This is a genomic window from Mycobacterium sp. E735 (assembly GCF_001666955.1).
GTDB lineage: Bacteria > Actinomycetota > Actinomycetes > Mycobacteriales > Mycobacteriaceae > Mycobacterium.
Genome location: NZ_LZIX01000078.1, coordinates 38676 through 58354, shown reverse-complemented (window position 1 = coordinate 58354; position 19679 = coordinate 38676). Strand labels below are relative to the sequence as shown.

The following is a 19679-nucleotide window of genomic DNA, read 5'->3' as shown; positions in this document are numbered from 1 at the left end:
CGTCTCCGATCGCGGACGTACGCTCACGAAGGCACAGCTGAGAGGACACCCATGACCGAGCGTCCCATCACCCTATGCGAGGCGTTCCAGCGCAACGCGTCGATCGATCCGGACGCCGTCGCGCTGCGCACCCCGGGCAACACCCAGACCATGACGTGGCGCGAGCTCGCGGCGCAGGTGCGCAAGGTGGCCGCCGGCCTGGCGGGCTTGGGCGTCGGGCCCGGCGACACGGTCTCGCTGATGATGGCCAACCGCATCGAGTTCTACCCCTTCGAGATCGGCGCCCAACACCTGGGCGCCACTTCATTTTCCGTCTACAACACGCTGCCCGCCGAACAGCTGACCTACCTGTTCGAGAACGCGGGAACCCGGGTCGCGATCTGCGAGGAGCAGTACGTGGACCGCATCCGCGCCAGCGGCGCACCGATCGAGCACATCGTTTGCATCGACGGCTCGCCACCGGGCACCATGTCGGTCGACGACGTCTACGCCGCCGCGCGGGAGGGCTTCGACTTCGAGGCGACCTGGCGGGCGGTGCGGCCGGACGACGTCGTCACGCTCATCTACACCTCCGGGACCACCGGCAACCCCAAGGGCGTCGAGATGACGCACGCCAACCTGCTTTTCGAGGCGTACGCCCTCAACGCCGTCCTCCCGTCCCAGTTCGGTGACCGCGTCACGTCGTACCTGCCGACAGCGCACATCGCCGACCGGGTGATGGGCCTGTACGGCCTGGAGGTCTTCGGCGCCCAGGTCACCGTCGTCTCGGACGTCCGTGCCATCGCCGCCGCGCTGCCCGACGTGCGGCCCACGGTGTGGGGCGGCGTGCCGCGGGTGTGGGAAAAGCTCAAGGCCGGAATCGAATTCGCCGTCACCAGCGAGACCGACGAGGTCAAGCGGCAGGCGCTGCAGTGGGCGATGTCGGTGGCCGGCAAGCGGGCCGCCGCCCTGGTGGCCGGCGAGCCGATGTCGGACGAGCTGGCCGCCGAATGGGCCCAGGCCGACGAGCTGGTGCTGTCGAAGCTGCGCGAGCGGCTCGGCTTCGGCGAACTCCGCTGGGCGGTGTCCGGCGCGGCCCCCATCCCCAGGGAGACCCTGGCGTTCTTCCTCGGCATCGGCATCCCGATCGCCGAGGTGTGGGGGATGTCGGAGCTGAGCTGCGTCGCCAGCGTCAGCCACCCTCGCGACGCGCGGTTGGGCACCGTCGGCAAGCTGCTGCCCGGGCTGGAGGGCAAGGTCGCCGACGACGGCGAGTTCCTGGTGCGTGGCCCGCTGGTGATGAAGGGCTACCGCAAGGAACCCGCCAAGACCGCGGAGGCCGTCGACGCCGACGGCTGGCTGCACACCGGTGACATCATCGAGGTCGACGACGAGGGCTACCTGAGGATCATCGACCGCAAGAAGGAGTTGATCATCAACGCCGCCGGAAAGAACATGTCGCCGGCCAACATTGAGAACACCGTGCTGGCCGCGTGCCCGATGGTCGGCGTGATGATCACGATCGGTGACGGACGGCCCTACAACGCCGCGCTCATGGTGTTCGACGCCGAATCGGTCGGCCCCTACGCGGCGCAGCACGGCCTGGGCGACGCGTCGCCCGCGGCGCTGGCGGCCCATCCGGAGGTCGTCGCCCGCATCGCCGCGGGTGTGGCCGAGGGCAACGCGAAGCTGTCACGCGTGGAACAGATCAAGCGCTTCCGAATACTGCCGTCACTCTGGGAGCCCGGGGGAGACGAGATCACGCTGACCATGAAGCTCAAGCGCAAGCCGATCATGGCGAAGTACGCGAGCCAGATCGAGGAACTCTACGCGCCCGAACTCCACCCGGACGTGCACGAGCCGTCGGCGGCGACGGTGCAGCCGGCATGAGCGGGGGCCCGGGGACTACGGCCCGCGAGTTCGGTCGGGTCGGCGTGCGAAAGTTGCTGCAGCGCACCGGCGTCGTGGAGGAGGCGACGACACCGCTGACGACGGACCCTGCGGAGGTCGTCCAGCTGCTTGCGGCCCCGTGGTATGACGAGCGGCTGGGCGGCCTGGCCGACGAGCTCGGGCGCAACCTGGCCAGCGTGCGCGCCGAGGCCGCCGGCTACCTAAGGGAGATGGCGCCGTCGCTGGACGAGCGGGCGGTCCGGGCGTGGCGCAGCTTCAGTCGCTGGCTGATGCGCGCCTACGACGTCCTGGTCGACGAGGACCAGATCGCGCAGCTGCGCAAGCTGGATCGCAAAGCGACTCTGGCGTTTGCCTTTTCGCATCGCTCCTATCTCGACGGCCTGCTGCTGCCGGAGGTGATCCAGGCCAACCGGCTTTCCCCGGCGCTCACCTTCGGTGGCGCGAACCTGAATTTCTTTCCGATGGGCGCGTGGGCCAAGCGGACGGGCACGATTTTCATCCGGCGCCAGACCAAAGACATTCCGGTGTACCGCTTCGTGTTACGCGCCTACGCCGCGCAGCTGGTGCAGAACCACGCCAACCTCACCTGGTCCATCGAAGGCGGCCGCACGCGAACCGGCAAGCTGCGGCCCCCCGTTTACGGCATCCTGCGCTACATCAGCGACGCCGTCGACGAAATCGACGGTCCCGAAGTCTATTTGGTGCCCACCTCGATCGTGTACGACCAGCTGCACGAGGTGGAGGCGATGACCACCGAGGCCTACGGCGCCACGAAGCGGCCAGAGGACTTTCGTTTCCTGATCCGGCTGGCGCGCCAGCAGGGGGAGCGGCTCGGGCGCGCCTACCTGGACTTCGGCGAACCGCTGCCGCTGCGCAAGCGCCTCGAGGAGCTGCGCGCCGAGGAGTCCGGGACGGGCACCGAGATCGAACGCATCGCACTCGATGTCGAGCACCGGATCAACCGCGCCACCCCGGTCACGCCGACCGCGGTGGTTAGCCTCGCGCTGCTGGGTGCGGACCGGTCGCTGTCCATCAGCGAGGTGCTGGCCACCGTGCGACCGCTCGCCAGCTACATCGGGGCGCGGAACTGGTGCGTCGCCGGCGCCGCCGACCTGACGAACCGCTCGACCATCCGCTGGGCGCTGCATCAAATGGTCGCCTCGGGCGTCGTCAGCGTGTATGACGCCGGCACCGAACCCGTCTGGGGCATCGGGGCCGAGCAGCACCTGGTGGCCGCGTTCTACCGCAACACGGCCATCCACATCGTGGTCGACCGTGCTATCGCCGAGACCGCACTGCTGGCCGCCATCGAGGACGCCGAGGGTTCGGTGGACGGCTTGGTGGAGCCGACGACGGTGCGCGACGAGGCGCTGCGGCTGCGCGAGCTGCTGAAGTTCGAGTTCCTGTTCTCGGCGCGCGCGCAATTCGAGAAGGAGCTCGCCGACGAGGTGCGTCTGATCGGGCGGGTGGAGGACACCAGCAAGGCGGCCAACGCGGCCGACGTGCGTGGTCTGCTGGAGAAGGCCGACCTGCTGCTGGCGCACCTGGTGCTGCGGCCGTTCCTGGACGCCTACCACATCGTCGCCGACCGGCTGGCCGCCTTCGACGACGAATCGTTCGACGAGAAGGCCTTTCTCGCCGACTGCCTCGAGGTGGGCAAGCAGTGGGAGCTGCAACGCAGGATCGCCAGCGCCGAGTCGAGGTCGATGGAGTTGTTCAAGACCGCGCTGCGGCTGGCCCGGCATCGCGAGCTGGTGGACGGGTTCTCCGACGTCGACATCGCCCAGCGGCGCCGCGAGTTCGCCGACGAGATAGCCACGGCCGTCCGGCGCGTGAACACCATCGCGGGGCTGGCCGGGGCGCGCTAGGCGGGCTTTCTGCGGAGAGTGCCATTGCGCCTCAGCGCGTGGGCGGGACCGGCATGTCGGCATGGCGAACCTGGTTGCCGCCCGCGCGTTTCGCCTCGTACATCGCCAGGTCGGCCGCGTGGACCAGGCGCTCGATCACCTGCCGTTCGGTGCTTTCGCTTGGTGCCCGCAGTTGGATGCTGCTGACACCCAGGCTGGCCGTGACACCCCAGGGTGTCGCGGCGATCGCCAGCCGCATCGCTTCGGCGGTCTTGAGGGCTTCGGAAGTGCCGGCCATCTCGGCGACCAGGAATTCCTCCCCGCCCACCCGCGCGATGACCGTGCTGTCGTTGCCGATCCGCCGCAGGTTGTCGGCGACGGACACCAGGATGCGATCCCCGGTCGCGTGGCCGTGCGTGTCGTTGATCCGCTTGAAATTGTCGAGATCGGCCATCAGCACACTGAGGCACGAGGTGCGCCCGTCGGCGGCTACCAGTTTCGCGGCCGATCGGTAGAACCCCCTGCGGTTACGCAAGCCGGTGAGCGGATCGGTCGAGGATTTCAGAGCATCCACCGAAAGCCAGTGCACCAGTACCTGCCCGCAGAACGGCACCGCCAGGATCCCCGCGCCGAGCAACAGAAAGTTGGCCGCCGCCATCGATGCGTCACCGGACGTAGCGATACGCACGGCGCACGCCGCGGCCGCACCCAGGGCGGTGCCGAGCGTGAAGACCAGCAGGCGGGCGGAGTGACAAAACGCGACATAGCCCGCGAGGCCGCCGAATGCCGCGCAACTCAGCATCCCGCTGCGCGGGTCGGCCTCGGTCACGCACACGGCGGCGATACCGATCGTGCCCACCACCGAAAACACTTGTGATTCAACGCGCGAGGGCCACCGTCGCGCCCACACCAGCGCCATGCCCGCCAGGCAGGCGATGAACGCCACCGCCAGGCCGCCCCGCACCGGCGTCTGCATACCCGACGGGCTGTTCAGCATCAGCAACGTCGCCGCGATCAGGATGGACATGATGCCGACCATCAGGTAGCGGATGAATGGCTGCAATCCGCGCGCGCCGAGGTAGTCGGAGAACCAGTCGTAGTGGTCGGGCTGACGCCACCACGCGCCCATCCAGTGCATTCCGCGACGCCCCTAACCCGTACCTTCGACTACGTGATGCTACTGAGCGCCGACGGAGTCGGGAGCCGATTATGACCACCGTCGACAATCCCATTCCGCCGCAGGACTTGTCGGGGATCGTGGGATGCCGGTTCATTTACACCTACGCCAACGGCTGGCGCTACGAGATGTATGTCAAGAACGACCGCACCATCGACTATCGAATCCATTCCGGCCATGTCGGCGGACGGTGGGTCAAGGGTCAGGACGTCGACCTGGTGCAGCTCGACGACGACAGCTACAAGGTCTCCTGGACCGAGCCCACGGGCACGTCGGTGGCAGTCAACGTCATGCCCGGCAAGCGGCGAATCCATGGCGTGATCTTCTTCCCCCAGTGGATCCGCGAGCACGGCGAGCGCACGGTGTGTTTCCAGAACGAGCACCTCGACCAGATGCGCGCCTACCGTGATGAGGGACCGACTTACCCGATATTCACCGTGCCCGAATTCGCATACATCACCCTGTTCGAGCGTGTCGGTGCCGACGACGAATCGGTGATCGACGTGGCCCCCGACCAGCTTCCACCGGGTTGGGCCGACCGCACCAATTGACGCCGAGATTTGTCGTACCCCCCTGCGATGATGAAGCCATGTCTTCGATCGCCTCGCCTCCCGCGGAGGTGAAACCTGTTGACCGTCTTGAGGTGTTGTTCGACGAGCTGGCGGAGCTGGCCGGTCAGCGCAACGCGATCGACGGCCGCATCGTCGAGATCGTCGCGGAGATCGAGCGTGATGGGCTGTGCGGCATGACCGGCGCGCGCTCGGTGCCGGCGTTGGTGGCCTGGAAGCTGGGTTTGTCCTCGACCACCGCGCACACGATCGCCACCGTCGCGCGCCGGGTCGAGGAGTTCCCACGCTGTGCGCAGAGCATGCGGGAGGGCCGGCTGTCGCTGGATCAGGTCGGCGTCATCGCGGCCCGGGCGGGCGATGGATCCGACGAGCACTACGCGGAGTTAGCCCGGGTCGCCACGGTCAACCAGCTGCGCACCGCGGTCAAGCTGGAACCGCGACCGGAACCCGACGCCCGGCCGCACGAGCAGCCCTCGATCACCAAGACCGCCGGCGACGAGTTCACTTGCTGGCGGATCAGACTTCCCCACCTGGACGCGGCGAAGTTCGACGCGGCGCTGGCGTCTCATCGTGACGCGCTGATCGCCGAATGGAAACACGACCGCGCCGAGGGTGCGTCAGACAGCGCGCCGCCCCTGCCTGGCACCGTCGAGGCGTTCATGCGGCTGGTCGAGGCCGGATGGGATGCCGAGGCGGCCCGCCGTCCGCACGGGCAGCACACCACGGTGGTGGTGCACGTCGATGTCGAGCAGCGCGCCGCCGCGCTGCATCTGGGTCCACTGCTATCCGACGCCGAACGCCGATACGTGACGTGCGACGCCACCTGCGAGGTTTGGTTCGAACGGGACGGTGAGGTCATCGGCGCCGGGCGGGCGACACGCCAAATCAACCGGCGGCTTCGCCGCGCACTCGAGCATCGCCACCCCACCTGCGCGGTTCCCGGCTGTGGCGCCACGCGCGGTCTGCACGCACACCACATCCGGCACTGGGAAGACGGCGGCCCAACGGAGCTGGCCAATCTGGTGCTGGTCTGCCCCTATCACCACCGGTTGCACCACCGGGGCGTCATCACGATCACCGGACCCGCCGACGACCTCGTCGTCGCCGACAGCTCGGGCCGACCGCTGAGTGCGGGATCGCTCGCCCGTGCGCCCGACCGTGCCCCGCCCGCCGTACCGCCGTGGTCCGGGCCCACCGGCGAGCGCGCCGACTGGTGGTGGTACCAACCCTTTCAGCCGCAGCCACCACCAAGCAACAACTAGGTTGGTTGGCGAACAAATGGCGGCTGGCTGCGCGGCGCCGAAGCCCCACCGCCGGTTCGCCGAGAAGGTGACGGGCAAGCTCTTCACATGATCCGAATGGCAACGCCGGAGGATGCGGACGCGATCTCCGACATTTATGCGCCGTATGTGCGCGACTCCGCGATCTCCTTCGAAGCGGTGCCGCCGACGGCCGAAGAGACGCGGTCGAGGATCAAGGCCACGCTGACCGACCTGCCCTGGCTGGTCATCACCCATGCCGATGTCGTCAGGGGCTATGCCTACGCAAGTCCGCACGGCGAGCGGGCCGCCTACCGCTGGTCGGTCGACGTATCCGTTTACCTCGACGCGTCACTGCACCGGAAGGGCAACGGCCGCCGACTGTACGCCGCTTTGTTCAATGTGCTTACCGCTCAGGGGTACGTCAACGCCTACTCCGCCATCGTGCTGCCCAACCCGGCAAGTGTCGGCCTGCATGAGGCGGTGGGCTTCCGTCGCGTCGGCCTCTTCAATCGTGTGGGCTTCAAGAACGGAGCGTGGCGGGACATCGGCTGGTGGCATCGCCCGCTCGCCGATCCGTCCGCGCAGCCCGACGACCCGCGGCCGTGGTCGGACCTGCCGGCTCACACGCTCGAGGCCGCCCTCGCAGGGCACACTGGGTAATGGTTTGGGAAGGTCTGCGCAACCGGCGAATCGAGGGGAGTCGATGAGCGACAAGTCCGGAGGGCCCACGCGCCCGCTGATCGCGTTCACCACCGCGGACAACGCGCCGCCAATCGCGCCCGCGCCCATCAGCCGGCCGTGGATGTCACAGCTGCGCAATGGTTGGCCTAACCGGTGCCTACCGATCCTGATCGCGAACCAGAGTGGCTGGGAGCTGCGCAACCCGTGCGCATTCACCGCGACCTGGATGGGCGGCGACGACAGCATGGGGGTCATCATCGCGCCCGACCGGCGCGACCCGGGTCAGCTGTTGCCGTTCAGCCACTTCGGTCACGGCATCCTGACCTGGCACCTGCCGATGCTGTTCCGCACCCCGCCCGGTTACAACCTGTTGGTCCGCGGGCCGGCGAACTATCCGAAGGACGCGGTGTCTCCGTTGGAGGGCATCGTCGAGACCGACTGGGCCACATCGAGTTTCAGCATGAGCTGGCAGATGACCCGCAAGATGATGCCGGTGCGGTTCGAGGTCGACGAGCCGATCTGCATGATCGTCCCGCAGCGCCGGGCCGAGCTGGAGGAGTTCGCGCCGGAAATCAGGCCGATCGACTCCGACGAGGAAGTGCGCCGTAAACACGAGTTCTTCCTGCGTTCACGCAACGAGCTGGGTCAGGCGCAGGCGGCGACCAACACCGAACTGGGCGAAAAGGTGCCGTGGCAGGGCGACTACACCCGCGGCAAGCACGCCGACGGCGAACCCGGGGCGCCCGACCACCAAACGCGCGTCCACCTCCGCCCGTTCGTCGACACGCGGCGATAGGCCATCACCCCGCGCGTACCGCGGCCGGCCCAGGGATCCGGGCCGGCGCCTGGGCCGACGGCCCCGCCCAGCCGATGTACCCGTCTGGGCGCACCAGCACGGCCGGCCCGCGGTCGGTCCGCTCGGCCTGCAGCATCCCGGGCGCCTCGACCGGTGGGGCACCGCGTTCGCGCACCAACACGAAGCCGCCGGTGCGCTGCAATTCGGTCAACCGTCCCTCGACGAGGGGGATCTGGGTGGCGCGGGTGCCGACCAGGCCGTGCCGGCCGTAGCGCAGCGTCGTGCCGGCGAAACTGCCCGCCACCCTGTCCCGAACCGACGGAATCCGAAGCAGCCTGGGCGCCAACAGGTTCCGCAACCATCGGGCGCCGCGCGGATGGAGAGTCGCGGCACGGGCCATCAGTCCGGACTGCAACACCACGCGCTTGCCGATCGGGTGGCGTTCGGTGTGGTAGCTGTCCAGCAGCGCCTCGTCGGCGCCGCCGAGCACCGCGTCGAGCTTCCAGGCCAGGTTGGCGGCGTCCTGAATGCCGGTGTTCATGCCCTGACCGCCCATCGGGGAGTGCACGTGCGCGGCGTCGCCGGCCAAGAACACCCGCCCATGCCGGTACCGCTCGACTTGCCTTTCGTCGCAATGGAACCGGGACTTCCAGCCCACCTCGACGACGCCGTGGTCGGTGCCCATGCCGCGGGCGAGCACGTCGACGATCTCGGCGTCGGAGACCGGTTCGCCGTCGGGTACTTGATGCGCGCGGTCCCAGACCATGGCGCGATACCAGGAACCGCCCGCTCGGTCGTAGGGAGCCAGGAAGGCCAGGAGGTCGCCGGGGGCGGCGACCGTGAGGCCGCCACCGGCGGGCCCGTGCGCCAGCCTGACGTCTGCCAGCACGATCGACGTCAGCACCGTCTTACCGGGGAATGCGGCGCCCACCAGCCGCCGCACGGTGCTGTGCGCGCCGTCGGCGCCGATCACGTACCGCGCCCGCCACGTCAGCCGGTGGGCCGGATCGTCGTCGTCCTTGGGGCGGGCGGTGACGGTCACGGAGTCGGAGTCCTGGCGGAGCGCGACCACCTCGATGCCGCGCCGGATCTCGGCACCCTCGGCCACCGCGTAGCGACGCAGCGCCGCATCGACGTTGGTCTGCGGGGTGATCAACACGAACGGATAGGGGGAGTCGAGGTGGGTCAGGTCGATCTGCGCGCCGGCGAACAGTCGCACGCCCGGTGCGCGGTGCCCGCGCGCCAACAGGTCGTCGGCCAGGCCGCGCGCGTCGAGCACTTCCAGCGTGCGCGCCATGGTGGCGAACGCGCGGCTCGCCGGGTTCTCCGTGGGCCAGCGGTCCAACACGGTGACCGACCGCCCGGCGCGGGCCAGGTCGCCCGCGGCGGTCAGGCCGGTGGGGCCGGCCCCCACCACCAGGACGTCGACTTCGTGGGTCGTCATCGCGCCGCCCCCTCGGGCTGCGGGTACCAGCGGCGGATGTCGCCGGGCGTGGACTGCGCTGCGCGGTTGAAGACGAATCGGCAGCCGGGTTGGGTCGCGTGCGCCGCGTTGACGATCGACTCGAACAGCAGCGTGTTGTCGGCTACCAACCGGATCCCGGCCCCGATCAACACCGCGTCGTAGCGCTTGGCCTGAAGCCACCGGCGGGCCTTGTCGGCGCCGGCCGTGCCGAAGTCGATCAGACAGTTGTCGACCTCGTAGCCGGCGGCACGCAACGCCGCGACGTTGTCGTCGTTGGCCGTCCGCAACACTTCCCTCGAGAGGCCCGCGAACTGCGCGAAATCCGGCGACGAGCAGTCGACCACGTCGGGATCGAGCCCGATCTGGATGACGGACACGGTCATGAGTAGGACCTCCCCGGAGTTGAGTTCAACAGTTGTTGAACTCAACGGTAGGCCCGGGATGCTGGCTGTGTCAACAGTTGTTGAATACAATCGGGACCATGCCCGCGAAGACGCGCGACGGGAAGGTCACCCGCGAAACCATCCTGCGCGCCGCGCGCGCCCAGTTCTCCGCCCACGGCTTCGAGCGCACCACCATCCGCTCGATCGCGTCGGCGGCCGGCGTGGACCCCGCGCTCGTCATGCACTACTTCGGCAGCAAGGCCGACCTGTTCGCCGCCGTGTCGCGGCTCGAGGTCAGGTTTCCCGACCTGTCCGGCGTCGCGCCCGAGCGCCTCGCGGACGTGCTGGTTCCGCTGTTCGTCCAGGTTTGGGACCCGCACGGCTCCTTCCTGCCCCTGCTGCGCGCGGCCGCGACCAATCGCACGGCCGCCGACACGCTGCTGGCCGTGTTCGTCGAGCAGGTCGCCCCGGCGCTGGCCGGTGTCACACCCGACCGCGCCGCCGAGCGGGCCGCGCTGGTCGGCTCGCAGGTGCTCGGAATCGCGATGGCGCGCTACGTCGTCGGGGTGCCGGCCTTGGCCGAGATGGACGACGCGACGCTGACCGAATGGGTACGCCCGGTGCTCAGCCGCTACCTGACGGGCCCGGCGCCCTCGACTTCCCCGGCCTAGAGTTGGGGCATGCCACTTTCTGGGGAATACGCGCCGAGCCCATGGGATTGGTCCCGCGAACAGGCCGAGAAATACGAGCAGTCCGGCGGGACCGAGGCCACCGACATGAAGGGCAAGCCCATCATCGTGCTGACCACGGTCGGGGCGAAGACGGGCAAGCTTCGGAAGACCCCGCTGATGCGGGTCGAGCACGACGGCGAGTACGCGATCGTCGCGTCGCTGGGCGGCGCCCCCAAGCACCCCGTCTGGTACCACAACGTCGTCAAGAACCCCCGGGTCGAGTTGCAGGACGGCGGCACCACCCGCGAGTACGACGCGCGTGAGGTGTTCGGCGACGAGAAGGCGGTTTGGTGGGAGCGCGCCGTCGAGGCCTGGCCCGACTACGCCGAATATCAGAAGAAAACCGACCGCCAGATCCCGGTGTTCGTGCTCACCCCCGTCGGCTGAATTCCTGTGTTGACCGGCTGGCATGGCACCATTGACCAGTGTCCGCCGAACTGAGCCAGCACCCGCACGTGCCGTACGTTTGCGGGTCTGACATCGACACCGCGGCGAAGCGGATCGCCGCGGTGGTCACGCCGACCCCGCTGCAATACAGCGACCGGTTGTCGGCGATCACCGGCGCGCAGGTCTACCTCAAGCGGGAAGACCTGCAGGTGGTGCGCTCCTACAAGCTGCGCGGGGCCTACAACCTGCTGGTGCAGCTGTCCGACGAGGAGCTGGCCGCGGGGGTCGTGTGCTCGTCGGCCGGCAACCACGCGCAGGGCTTCGCCTACGCGTGCCGGACGCTGGGGGTGCACGGGCGCGTCTACGTGCCCGCCAAGACGCCGCAGCAGAAGCGCGACCGGATCCGCTACCACGGCGGGGAGTTCATCGAACTGATCGTCGGCGGAACGACGTACGACCTGGCCGCCGAGGCCGCGTTGGCCGACGTCGAACGCACCGGCGCCACGCTGGTGCCCCCGTACGACGACCTGCGCACCATCGCCGGTCAGGGCACCATCGCCGTCGAGCTGCTCGAGCAGCTCGACGAGGAGCCGAACCTGGTCGTGGTTCCCGTCGGCGGTGGCGGTTGCATCGCAGGCATCACCACGTACCTGGCGGAGCGGACGACGAACACGTCGGTGCTGGGCGTCGAGCCGGCCGGGGCCGCCGCAATGATGGCGGCGCTGGCCGCCGGCGAGCCGGTGACGCTGGATCACGTCGACCAGTTCGTCGACGGCGCCGCGGTGCGCCGCGCGGGGACGCTGACCTACGCCGCGCTGGCGGCCGCCGGTGACATGGTGTCGATCACCACGATCGACGAGGGCGCGGTGTGCACCGCGATGTTGGACCTGTATCAGAACGAGGGCATCATCGCCGAGCCCGCGGGCGCGCTCTCGGTCGCGGGACTGCTGGAGGCGGACGTCGAACCGGGCTCGAGCGTGGTGTGCCTCATCTCCGGCGGCAACAACGACGTCTCACGCTACGGCGAGGTGCTCGAGCGGTCGCTGGTCCACCTCGGCCTCAAGCACTACTTCCTGGTGGACTTCCCGCAGGAGCCGGGCGCGCTGCGCCGGTTCCTGGACGAGGTGCTGGGCCCCGACGACGACATCACGCTGTTCGAGTACATCAAGCGCAACAACCGCGAGACCGGCGAGGCGCTGGTGGGCATCCAGCTGGCCTCGTCAGCCGACCTGGACGGCCTGCTCGCGCGGATGCGGGCGACGGAGCTGCACGTCGAACGCCTCGAGCCGGGGTCGCCCGCCTACCGCTACCTGTTGTTCTAGACCCCGGGCCGCGCTGCATGGACCAGCAGTATGGCCCCGGTGCTGGCGGGTTCGGCCTGGTCGGCGCCGGCATCGTGGTTCTGCTCGTGCTGCTTGCGTGGGTGGCGGTTCGGGTCGCCCGACGCGGACCCCCGTTCCGGACGCTCTGGGTGAAGGTGTCCAAAACGCTGACCCGGGCCCGTGACCGGATCAGCGACCGAGGGTGGTCGCTGGCCCGTCGGTGGTCGGAGAGCGAGGTCGCCGGTGCCGCATTGCTGCTCGGGCTGGCCGTGGTCGTCGCGCTTGCGGTCGGCTTCAGCGAGATTCTCGAGGACGTGCTCGAGGGCGACGGCATCGCCGGAATCGACCAGCCGGTGACTCGTTGGCTCGCAGCCCACCGTGAATTGTGGCTGACCGCCGCGTTGCGGGCGATCACCATGGCGGGCGGACCCCTTTTCCTGACGGCGATCGCGTTCCCGATCTCCGTTGCCGCTGGTTATCGGAGCAGGTCGTGGCGGCCCGTGGTGCTCGCGCTGGTCGGCGGCGGTGTGGTTCCGCTGGTCCTCTTCACCGCCAAGGCCCTGGTGGGTCGGCCACGGCCGCCCTTTCCCTTCGCCCTCGTCGACGCGGACGGGTATTCGTTTCCGTCCGGGCACGCCACCGGCACCGCCGCGATCATGGTGATCTCCGCGTGGATGCTGACGCGGTGGCTGATCATGCGGTGGACCGGGCGGGTGGTCGTGTGGACGGTCGCGATCGGCTCGGCGTTCCTGATCGGGTTCTCGCGGATCTACCTGGGAGTCCATTACGTCAGCGACGTGCTCTCCGGCTGGATGTTGGGCCTGGCCTGGGCCGGCACCGTCATGCTCGTCGGAACCTGGTGGGACGACAGCCGGCGCGCGCGGGTGGGCCTCAGCCCCTTCGCTCGCTGAGGTACGCCGGCACCGGCAGCGCAGGATCGAGGTCCGAGGCCGGCACCGGCGCACCGGCCGTCACGCTCAGCGGCACCACCCCCGCCCAGTGCGGCAGCGCGCAATCCTCCGGATCGTCCACCGGCCCGCCGCCGCGCACCTTGGCCGACACCTCCACCAGGTCGAGGGCGAGCACCCCCGTCGCGGCCAGCTCGCGCGGATTCGGCGCCCGGCAGTCGGCGGCGCGCCCGGGCGCGATGCGATCGAGCAGGCCGGCGAGCGCCCGCAGTTTCTCCGCCGCGTCCTCGACCACACGCGCGGTGCCGAGCACGACGACAGAGCGGAAGTTCACCGAGTGGTGCATGGCGGCGCGCGCCAGCACCAGCCCGTCGACCAGGGTGACGGTGACGCACACGGGCAGGCCCGAGGGCGCCGCGCCTGCCGCGAGCAGGGGGCCGCTGCCGGTCGAACCGTGCAGGTAGAGGGTCTCGCCCAGGCGGGCATGGGTGGTCGGCAGGACCACCGGCCGGCCGTCGCCGAGGTAGCCCAGGTGGCAGATCAGCGCCTCGTCCAGGATGCGGTGGACGGTCTCGCGGTCGTAGCGCGCGCGCTCCCGGTAGCGGGTGGGCGTCGTGCGCGGTGTGGGCTGGTATCCGGCGGTCATGGCGCCTACCTTTGTTCTAGTACATAATCGATTGCGTGCCAGTACAAAACAGCATAACCGGGACCGGTGCCGATTCCATAGCCGCCAGCATCGAGGAGGCCATCTCGGCCGGCTCGCTGGCGCCCGGCGACGCGCTGCCGCCCGTCCGCGACCTCGCCGCCCAGCTCGGCGTCAACGCCAACACCGCGGCCGCGGCCTACCGCCTGTTGCGGCACCGCGGGGCGGTGGAGACCGCCGGCAGGCGCGGCACCAGGGTGCGGCAGCGCCCGGCGACCACGCCACGATCCCTGCTGGGGCTCGACGTCCCCGCCGGGGTGCGCGACCTGTCGACCGGCAATCCCGACCCCGCCCTGTTGCCCCTGGCGGGGGCGTCGCTGCCCGGCCCGGTCGGGGGCCGCCCGGTGTTGTACGGGGAGCCGGCCATGTCGGCGGCCTTGGTGGAGTTCGCCCGGGCGGCGCTGTCCGCCGATGGTGTCCCGGCCGAGCACCTCGCGGTGACCAGCGGCGCGCTCGACGGCATCGAGCGCGTGCTCACCGCGCACCTGCGTCCCGGTGATCGGGTCGCCGTCGAGGACCCGGGCTGGGCCAACCTGCTCGATCTGCTTGCCGCCCTTGGGCTTTCGGCCGAGCCCGTTCGGGTCGACGACGAAGGGCCATTGCCCGCCGACCTGGCGCGGGCGCTGGACCGCGGGGTGCGCGGGTTGATCGTCACCACCCGCGCCCAGAATCCGACGGGGGCGGCGTTGTCCGCGGGCCGCCGCGACGAACTACGAAACCTGTTGGTGCGCCGGGCCGCTGACCTGCTGGTGGTCGAAGACGATCACTGCGCGGGCATTTCGGGCGCGCCGCTGCACACGGTGGCGGGCGTGACCGAGCGGTGGGCCTTCGTGCGGTCGGCGTCCAAGGCGTACGGCCCGGACCTGCGCGTGGCCGTGCTGGCGGGGGATCGGCGCACCGTCGAGCGCGTGCACGGCCGCCTGCGGCTGGGGCCGGGCTGGGTCAGCCATCTGCTGCAGGACCTGGCCGTCAGCCTGTGGTCCGACCCGGCGGCCGCGCGCCTGGTCGCCACGGCCGAGCGCAGGTACGCCGACACCCGCCGGCGGCTGGCGACCGCGCTGGCCGAGCGCGACGTCGCCGCGCGTGGCCGCTCCGGACTCAACGTGTGGATCCCGGTGCCCGACGAGACGGTCGCGATCACCCGGTTGCTGGGCGCGGGCTGGGCCGCGGCGCCGGGCACGCGGTTCCGCATCGGCACGCCCCCAGGTATCCGCGTCACCATCGCGGACCTCGGCGCCGACGAGATCGACCCGCTGGCGGACGCGATCGCCGAGGCGGTGCACGGCGCGGGCCGCCCCAGCGTCTAGCCGAGGGTCAAGCCCCTTCGGTGCGCCCGAGGCCGGGGCCGGTCCACAACAGCTCCACGCTGCGTTGTGGCGGCGCCTCGTCGGGCGGGACGAGCGGAGCCGAAACCGGCTGTTTCTTCCTCAGCAAGCCGATCCACCGGCCGAACACGGATTGATCCATGGGCGAATCATCGGCGGTCGCGCGCCACGCCGCGCACCGTTGTCCACAGGCGTCAGCGCTGCTCGCCCACCGCGAGGATGGCGAGCGAATGCCCTTCGAGCACCGTCTTGTCGGCGTCGACCGCGGGGTCGCCCCAGGCCAGCACCACATCGCCGGCGACGGGCACCGTCGCCGCCTCGGCGCCGAGGTTGCACACGATGCGCAACCGGCCGCGGGACACGCTGATCCAGCGTTGCTCCTCGTCGAAGTCGACGGCGAGGTGCGCCAGCCACGGATCGGCGAGGTCGGGGTCGCGGTGCCGTAACGCGATCAGGTCGCGGTAGAACCGGTGCAGCCGGCCGTGCTCGCCGGAGTCCACCTCGGCCCAGTCGAGCTTCGAGCGCTGGAACGTCTGCGGGTCCTGCGGGTCGGGGATGTCGTCGGCGTCCCAGCCGTGCTCGGCGAATTCCGCCTTGCGCCCCTCCGCGGTGGCCTTGGCCAGCTCCGGTTCGGGATGCGAGCTGAAGAACTGGAACGGGGTCGACGCCGCGTACTCCTCGCCCATGAAAAGCATTGCGGTGAAGGGCGTTCCGATGGCGAGCGCGGCCTTGATCGCCAGCTGGCCGCCGGACAGGTTCTGCGACGGTCGGTCGCCGAGCGCCCGGTTGCCGACCTGGTCATGGGTGCAGGTGTACGCGACCAGCCGGGTGCCGGGGATCCCCGAGTTCTCGGTGGTGTCCAACGGGCGCCCGTGGCGGCGGCGCCGGAACGACGAATAGGTGGCGGCGTGAAAGTAGCCGTGGCGCAGCGTCCGCGCCAGGGTGGCCAGGCTGCCGAAGTCGGCGTAGTAGCCCTGGCGCTCGCCCGACACCGCGGTGTGGATTGCGTGGTGGATGTCGTCGGCCCATTGCCCCGTGAGGCCGTAACCACCCCGGTCGCGGGGGGTGATCAGCCGCGGGTCGTTGAGATCGCTCTCGGCGATCAGCGACAGCGGGCGACCCAATTGCCTTGACAGCCAGTCGGTTTCGGTCGCGAGCTCCTCGAGGATGTGGATGGCGGTCGTGTCCACCAGGGCGTGCACGGCGTCCAGGCGCAGCCCGTCGGTGTGGAAATCGCGCATCCAGCGCAGCGCGCACCCGATGATGTAACGCCGGACCTCGTCGGAGTCGGCGTCGGCGATGTTGATGCCTTCGCCCCACGGGTTGCTCGCCGACGACAGGTACGGGCCGAACTTGGGCAGGTAGTTGCCCGACGGGCCGAGGTGGTTGAACACCGCGTCGATCAGGACGCCCAGGCCCCGCGCGTGGCAGGCGTCGACGAACCGGACCAGGGCGTCGGGGCCGCCGTAGGGCTCGTGCACGCTGTACCACAGCACCCCGTCGTAGCCCCAGCCGTGCGTTCCGGCAAAGGAATTCACCGGCATCAGCTCGACGAAGTCGACGCCGAGATCCACCAGGTAGTCCAGCTTCTCGATGGCCGAGTCGAGGGTCCCCTCGGGGGTGAAGGTGCCGAGGTGCAACTCGTAGATCAGCGCGCCCTCGACCGACCGGCCCTGCCAGTCGTCGTCGGTCCAGGCGGCGCCGGCCGGGTCCCACAGCTGCGAGCGGGCGTGCACGCCGTCGGGCTGGCGGGGCGAGCGCGGGTCGGGCAGCACGGTGGGATCGTCGTCGAGCACGAACCCGTAGCGGGCGTCCGCTGCCGCGTCCACGGACGCGTGCCACCACCCGTCGTCCGAGCGCGTCATCGGGTGCACGCGGCCCTCGACGTCGAGCCGGACCAGCTCCGGTTTGGGCGCCCAGACCCGGAATTCAGTCATGGTGGCGCTCCAGCAGCACGACGGGCAGCTCGGCGAACAGTTGGGCCGCCGCCGTCGGCCCGTCCGCGATGACGCCGGTGAGGGCGTCCTTCCAGGTGCCCTCGGGCAGCGCCAGCACCGTGTTACCCCAACCGGTTTCGGTCAGGCGCACGGTCCACCGGGTCACCGCGACCACGATGTCGGAGCCCCGGCGGAAGGCCAGCACGTGATCGCCGGCGTCGCCGTTGGCCAGCACGGGAACGTAGTCGCCGCGCAGGAAGGTGTCCGGATGGGCGCGGCGCACCCGAAGCGCGGTCGTGACCACCCGAATCTTGGGATGCTCCAACGCCTTCAGCGCGGCCCGCCGGGCGGCGTAGTCGACGGCCCGCCGATTGTCCGGGTCCACCAGGCTGTCGTCCCACAGTTCGGTGCCCTGGTAGACGTCGGGTATCCCGGGCACGGTCAGGGCGAGCAGCTTCTGGCCGAGCGCGTCGCTGGCGGCGTGCGGGTTGAGCTGGGCGACGAGCTCGGTCAGCTGGCCGGCCACCGGGCCGTCGAACACACCGTCCAGCCACCGGTGCACCGCGTCCTCGAACTCGGTGTCCGGGTCGTTCCACGAGGTATGCCAGGCCGCCTCCCGAATGGCCTTCTCGGCGTAACCGTGCAGCCGCTCGCGCAGCTCCGGGCTGACCTCACCGGTGACCGGCCAGACGCCGAAGATGTTCTGCCACAAGAACTGTCCGGTCGCCGGGTCGGGGGAGGGCGCGTCGATCTCCCAGCGGGCGAGGAACTCGGTCCACAGCGACGGGACCTGTGAGAGCACCCCGATCCTGGCCCGCACGTCCTCGCCGCGCTTGGTGTCGTGGGTGGTCAGCGTCGTCATCGTGTGCGGCCACAGCCGGGCCCGGGTGGCGGCGCTGTGGTGGAATTCCGCCGCGCCGACACCGAAGCGATGCGGTTCACCCCCGACCTCGTTGAGCGACACCAGCCGCGCGTCGCGGTAAAAGTAGCAGTCCTCGACGGATTTGGCGGTCACCGCACCGCAGAGCTGCTGCAGCCGGACGGCCGGCTCGCCGCCCCGGGCCAGCGCGGCGGCGATCACCTGCAGTGCGGGCCCCAATTCCGGTGACTGTGCCTGTGTTTCGGCCAGCGCCGTGGGCATGATCGCCGACAGCCCCGGGTAGTCGCAGCGGTAGACGCCGATGTGGGTGAGCAGCGTGGCCACCGCTTCGGGCAACCGCGGGTGGTCGTCGCCGGCCGCGGCCACGATCGCGCGGCGCAGCCGGCGCAGTTCGCTCGCGAGGGTGTCGGTGGCCGCACGGATCTTGAGTTCCGCCAACATCTCCGGCGCCGCTCCGTAGTCCAGACCCGCCGACTCGACGAGCTCGGTGAGCGCGGGCGCGCCGCTGGGGTCGACGAAGACCCCGCCGATCTCCCGCAGCACGTCGTAGCCCGTGGTGCCGCCGATCGGCAGCGTGGGTTCGAGCGCCTCGTCGACCGCCAGGATCTTCTCGATCACGATCCAGGTTTGCGGCCCAACCGATTCTCGCAGCCAGGCCAGGTAGCCGCAGGGGTCGGAAAGCCCGTCGGGATGGTCGATGCGCACACCGTCGACGAGTCCCTCGGCGGCCCACCGGGCAACCTCGGCGTGGGTGGCGTCGAACACGGCGCGGTCTTCCTGGCGCAGCCCGGCCAGCGAGGTGATCGAAAAGAAGCGCCGATAGCCGCACACGCCGTTGCGCCAGCCCACCAGGCGGTAGTGCTGGCGGTCGTGAACCTCGGGCCCGGTGCCCTCGGCGGTGCCGGGCGCGATGGGAAGCGCCAGGTCGCCCAGCCGCAGCAGGTCCCCGTCGACGTGGAGGTCTGCGGCGTCGTCGTCGGAGCCCAAGATGGGCAGGACGATGCGGCCGTCCTCGTCGAGGTCCCAATCGATGTCGAAATACGTTGCGTAGTCAGACGAACGGCCGTGCCGCAACACGTCCCACCACCATGCGTTCTGTTGGGGCTGGTCGATTCCCACGTGATTGGGCACGATGTCGACGATCAGGCCGACGCCGCGCTCCCGCGCCGCGGCCGACAGCCGCTCGAGGCCGTCGCGGCCGCCCAGCTCGGGGGAGACGGTCGTCGGGTCGGTGACGTCGTAGCCGTGATTCGACCCGGTGGCCGCGGTCATGATGGGGGACAGATAGAGGTGGGACACCCCGAGTTCGTCCAGGTAATCCAGCAGGCGTTCCGCGTCGGCGAAGGTGAACGCGAACCCGCTGGCCTCACCGCGCAGCTGCAACCGGTAGGTCGAGAGTATGGGAAAAGGCATGCG

The 19679-nt window shown here is 70.0% G+C and carries 18 protein-coding genes; 11 read left to right on the top strand and 7 right to left on the bottom strand.

What is annotated here, in order from left to right:
* Nucleotides 1-51: 51 nt before the first annotated feature.
* Nucleotides 52-1869, top strand: a complete 1818-nt coding sequence (gene fadD11, locus A5704_RS06515; RefSeq protein WP_067888029.1) for a fatty acid--CoA ligase FadD11 — start codon at nt 52-54, stop codon at nt 1867-1869.
* A complete protein-coding gene (locus tag A5704_RS06510) occupies nt 1866-3758 on the top strand; it encodes a lysophospholipid acyltransferase (RefSeq protein ID WP_067888026.1) in 1893 nt (630 codons plus the stop codon). Before fadD11 ends, A5704_RS06510 begins: the two co-directional genes overlap by 4 nt.
* Before the next feature lie 31 nt (nt 3759-3789).
* Here A5704_RS06510 and A5704_RS06505 read toward each other — a convergent pair whose 3' ends face one another.
* Nucleotides 3790-4875 carry a GGDEF domain-containing protein gene (locus A5704_RS06505; protein ID WP_067758223.1) on the bottom strand — a complete coding sequence of 362 codons (1086 nt, stop codon included), beginning with the start codon at nt 4873-4875 and terminating at the stop codon, nt 3790-3792.
* A 71-nt stretch (nt 4876-4946) separates the two neighbouring features.
* Here A5704_RS06505 and A5704_RS06500 point away from each other — a divergent pair, with 71 nt between their 5' ends.
* The 4 genes from A5704_RS06500 to A5704_RS06485 all read left to right on the top strand — a co-directional run bounded on the left by A5704_RS06500 (nt 4947) and on the right by A5704_RS06485 (nt 8222).
* Entirely contained in the window at nt 4947-5465 is a 519-nt protein-coding gene (locus tag A5704_RS06500) for a phenolic acid decarboxylase (protein WP_067758226.1), read from the top strand.
* Nucleotides 5466-5503: 38 nt separating this feature from the next.
* Nucleotides 5504-6745 (top strand): HNH endonuclease signature motif containing protein, encoded by a 1242-nt coding sequence (locus tag A5704_RS06495; RefSeq protein ID WP_067888023.1) that lies wholly within the window; start codon nt 5504-5506, stop codon nt 6743-6745.
* A gap of 96 nt (nt 6746-6841) precedes the next feature.
* Nucleotides 6842-7405 carry an arsinothricin resistance N-acetyltransferase ArsN1 family B gene (locus tag A5704_RS06490; protein WP_067888048.1) on the top strand — a complete coding sequence of 188 codons (564 nt, stop codon included), beginning with the start codon at nt 6842-6844 and terminating at the stop codon, nt 7403-7405.
* A 43-nt stretch (nt 7406-7448) separates the two neighbouring features.
* Nucleotides 7449-8222 (top strand): DUF6065 family protein, encoded by a 774-nt coding sequence (locus tag A5704_RS06485; protein WP_067888020.1) that lies wholly within the window; start codon nt 7449-7451, stop codon nt 8220-8222.
* Nucleotides 8223-8226: 4 nt separating this feature from the next.
* On the opposite strand, the gene A5704_RS06480 is transcribed toward A5704_RS06485, so the two are convergent.
* Together A5704_RS06480 and A5704_RS06475 are read right to left on the bottom strand one after the other, a co-directional pair.
* Complete coding sequence (locus A5704_RS06480; protein WP_067888016.1) at nt 8227-9666, bottom strand: FAD-dependent oxidoreductase; 1440 nt, start codon at nt 9664-9666, stop codon at nt 8227-8229.
* Nucleotides 9663-10070, bottom strand: a complete 408-nt coding sequence (locus A5704_RS06475; protein WP_067758238.1) for a hypothetical protein — start codon at nt 10068-10070, stop codon at nt 9663-9665. Before A5704_RS06475 ends, A5704_RS06480 begins: the two co-directional genes overlap by 4 nt.
* A gap of 98 nt (nt 10071-10168) precedes the next feature.
* Here A5704_RS06475 and A5704_RS06470 point away from each other — a divergent pair, with 98 nt between their 5' ends.
* Genes A5704_RS06470 through A5704_RS06455 form a run of 4 tightly spaced genes read left to right on the top strand, consistent with a single transcriptional unit; the run spans nt 10169 to nt 13421 of the window.
* A complete protein-coding gene (locus tag A5704_RS06470; RefSeq protein ID WP_067888013.1) occupies nt 10169-10741 on the top strand; it encodes a TetR family transcriptional regulator in 573 nt (190 codons plus the stop codon).
* Between the two features lie 9 nt (nt 10742-10750).
* Nucleotides 10751-11188: a nitroreductase family deazaflavin-dependent oxidoreductase gene (locus A5704_RS06465; RefSeq protein WP_067758244.1), complete on the top strand. Its 438-nt coding sequence runs from the start codon at nt 10751-10753 to the stop codon at nt 11186-11188.
* Nucleotides 11189-11226: 38 nt separating this feature from the next.
* Nucleotides 11227-12510, top strand: a complete 1284-nt coding sequence (ilvA, locus tag A5704_RS06460) for a threonine ammonia-lyase (protein WP_067758247.1) — start codon at nt 11227-11229, stop codon at nt 12508-12510.
* Nucleotides 12511-12527: 17 nt separating this feature from the next.
* The gene (locus A5704_RS06455; protein WP_067758250.1) at nt 12528-13421 is read left to right on the top strand and encodes a phosphatase PAP2 family protein; all 894 of its coding nucleotides are present in this window, start codon (nt 12528-12530) and stop codon (nt 13419-13421) included.
* Here the strand turns inward: A5704_RS06455 and A5704_RS06450 are convergent.
* Nucleotides 13402-14064, bottom strand: a complete 663-nt coding sequence (locus A5704_RS06450; RefSeq protein ID WP_067888010.1) for a pyridoxamine 5'-phosphate oxidase family protein — start codon at nt 14062-14064, stop codon at nt 13402-13404. The genes A5704_RS06455 and A5704_RS06450 overlap by 20 nt on opposite strands.
* Nucleotides 14065-14099: 35 nt before the next feature.
* Here A5704_RS06450 and A5704_RS06445 point away from each other — a divergent pair, with 35 nt between their 5' ends.
* Nucleotides 14100-15428 (top strand): aminotransferase class I/II-fold pyridoxal phosphate-dependent enzyme, encoded by a 1329-nt coding sequence (locus A5704_RS06445; RefSeq protein WP_067784291.1) that lies wholly within the window; start codon nt 14100-14102, stop codon nt 15426-15428.
* Between the two features lie 7 nt (nt 15429-15435).
* On the opposite strand, the gene A5704_RS28230 is transcribed toward A5704_RS06445, so the two are convergent.
* The 3 genes from A5704_RS28230 to treY are packed head-to-tail and all read right to left on the bottom strand — an operon-like array spanning nt 15436 to nt 19676.
* Nucleotides 15436-15588 carry a hypothetical protein gene (locus A5704_RS28230; protein WP_156737626.1) on the bottom strand — a complete coding sequence of 51 codons (153 nt, stop codon included), beginning with the start codon at nt 15586-15588 and terminating at the stop codon, nt 15436-15438.
* Nucleotides 15589-15640: 52 nt separating this feature from the next.
* Nucleotides 15641-17383: a malto-oligosyltrehalose trehalohydrolase gene (treZ, locus tag A5704_RS06440; RefSeq protein ID WP_067888007.1), complete on the bottom strand. Its 1743-nt coding sequence runs from the start codon at nt 17381-17383 to the stop codon at nt 15641-15643.
* Nucleotides 17376-19676, bottom strand: coding sequence for a malto-oligosyltrehalose synthase (treY, locus tag A5704_RS06435; protein WP_067888004.1), 2301 nt, complete (start codon nt 19674-19676; stop codon nt 17376-17378). The genes treZ and treY overlap by 8 nt, the downstream gene beginning before the upstream one ends.
* Between the last annotated feature and the right edge of the window lie 3 nt (nt 19677-19679).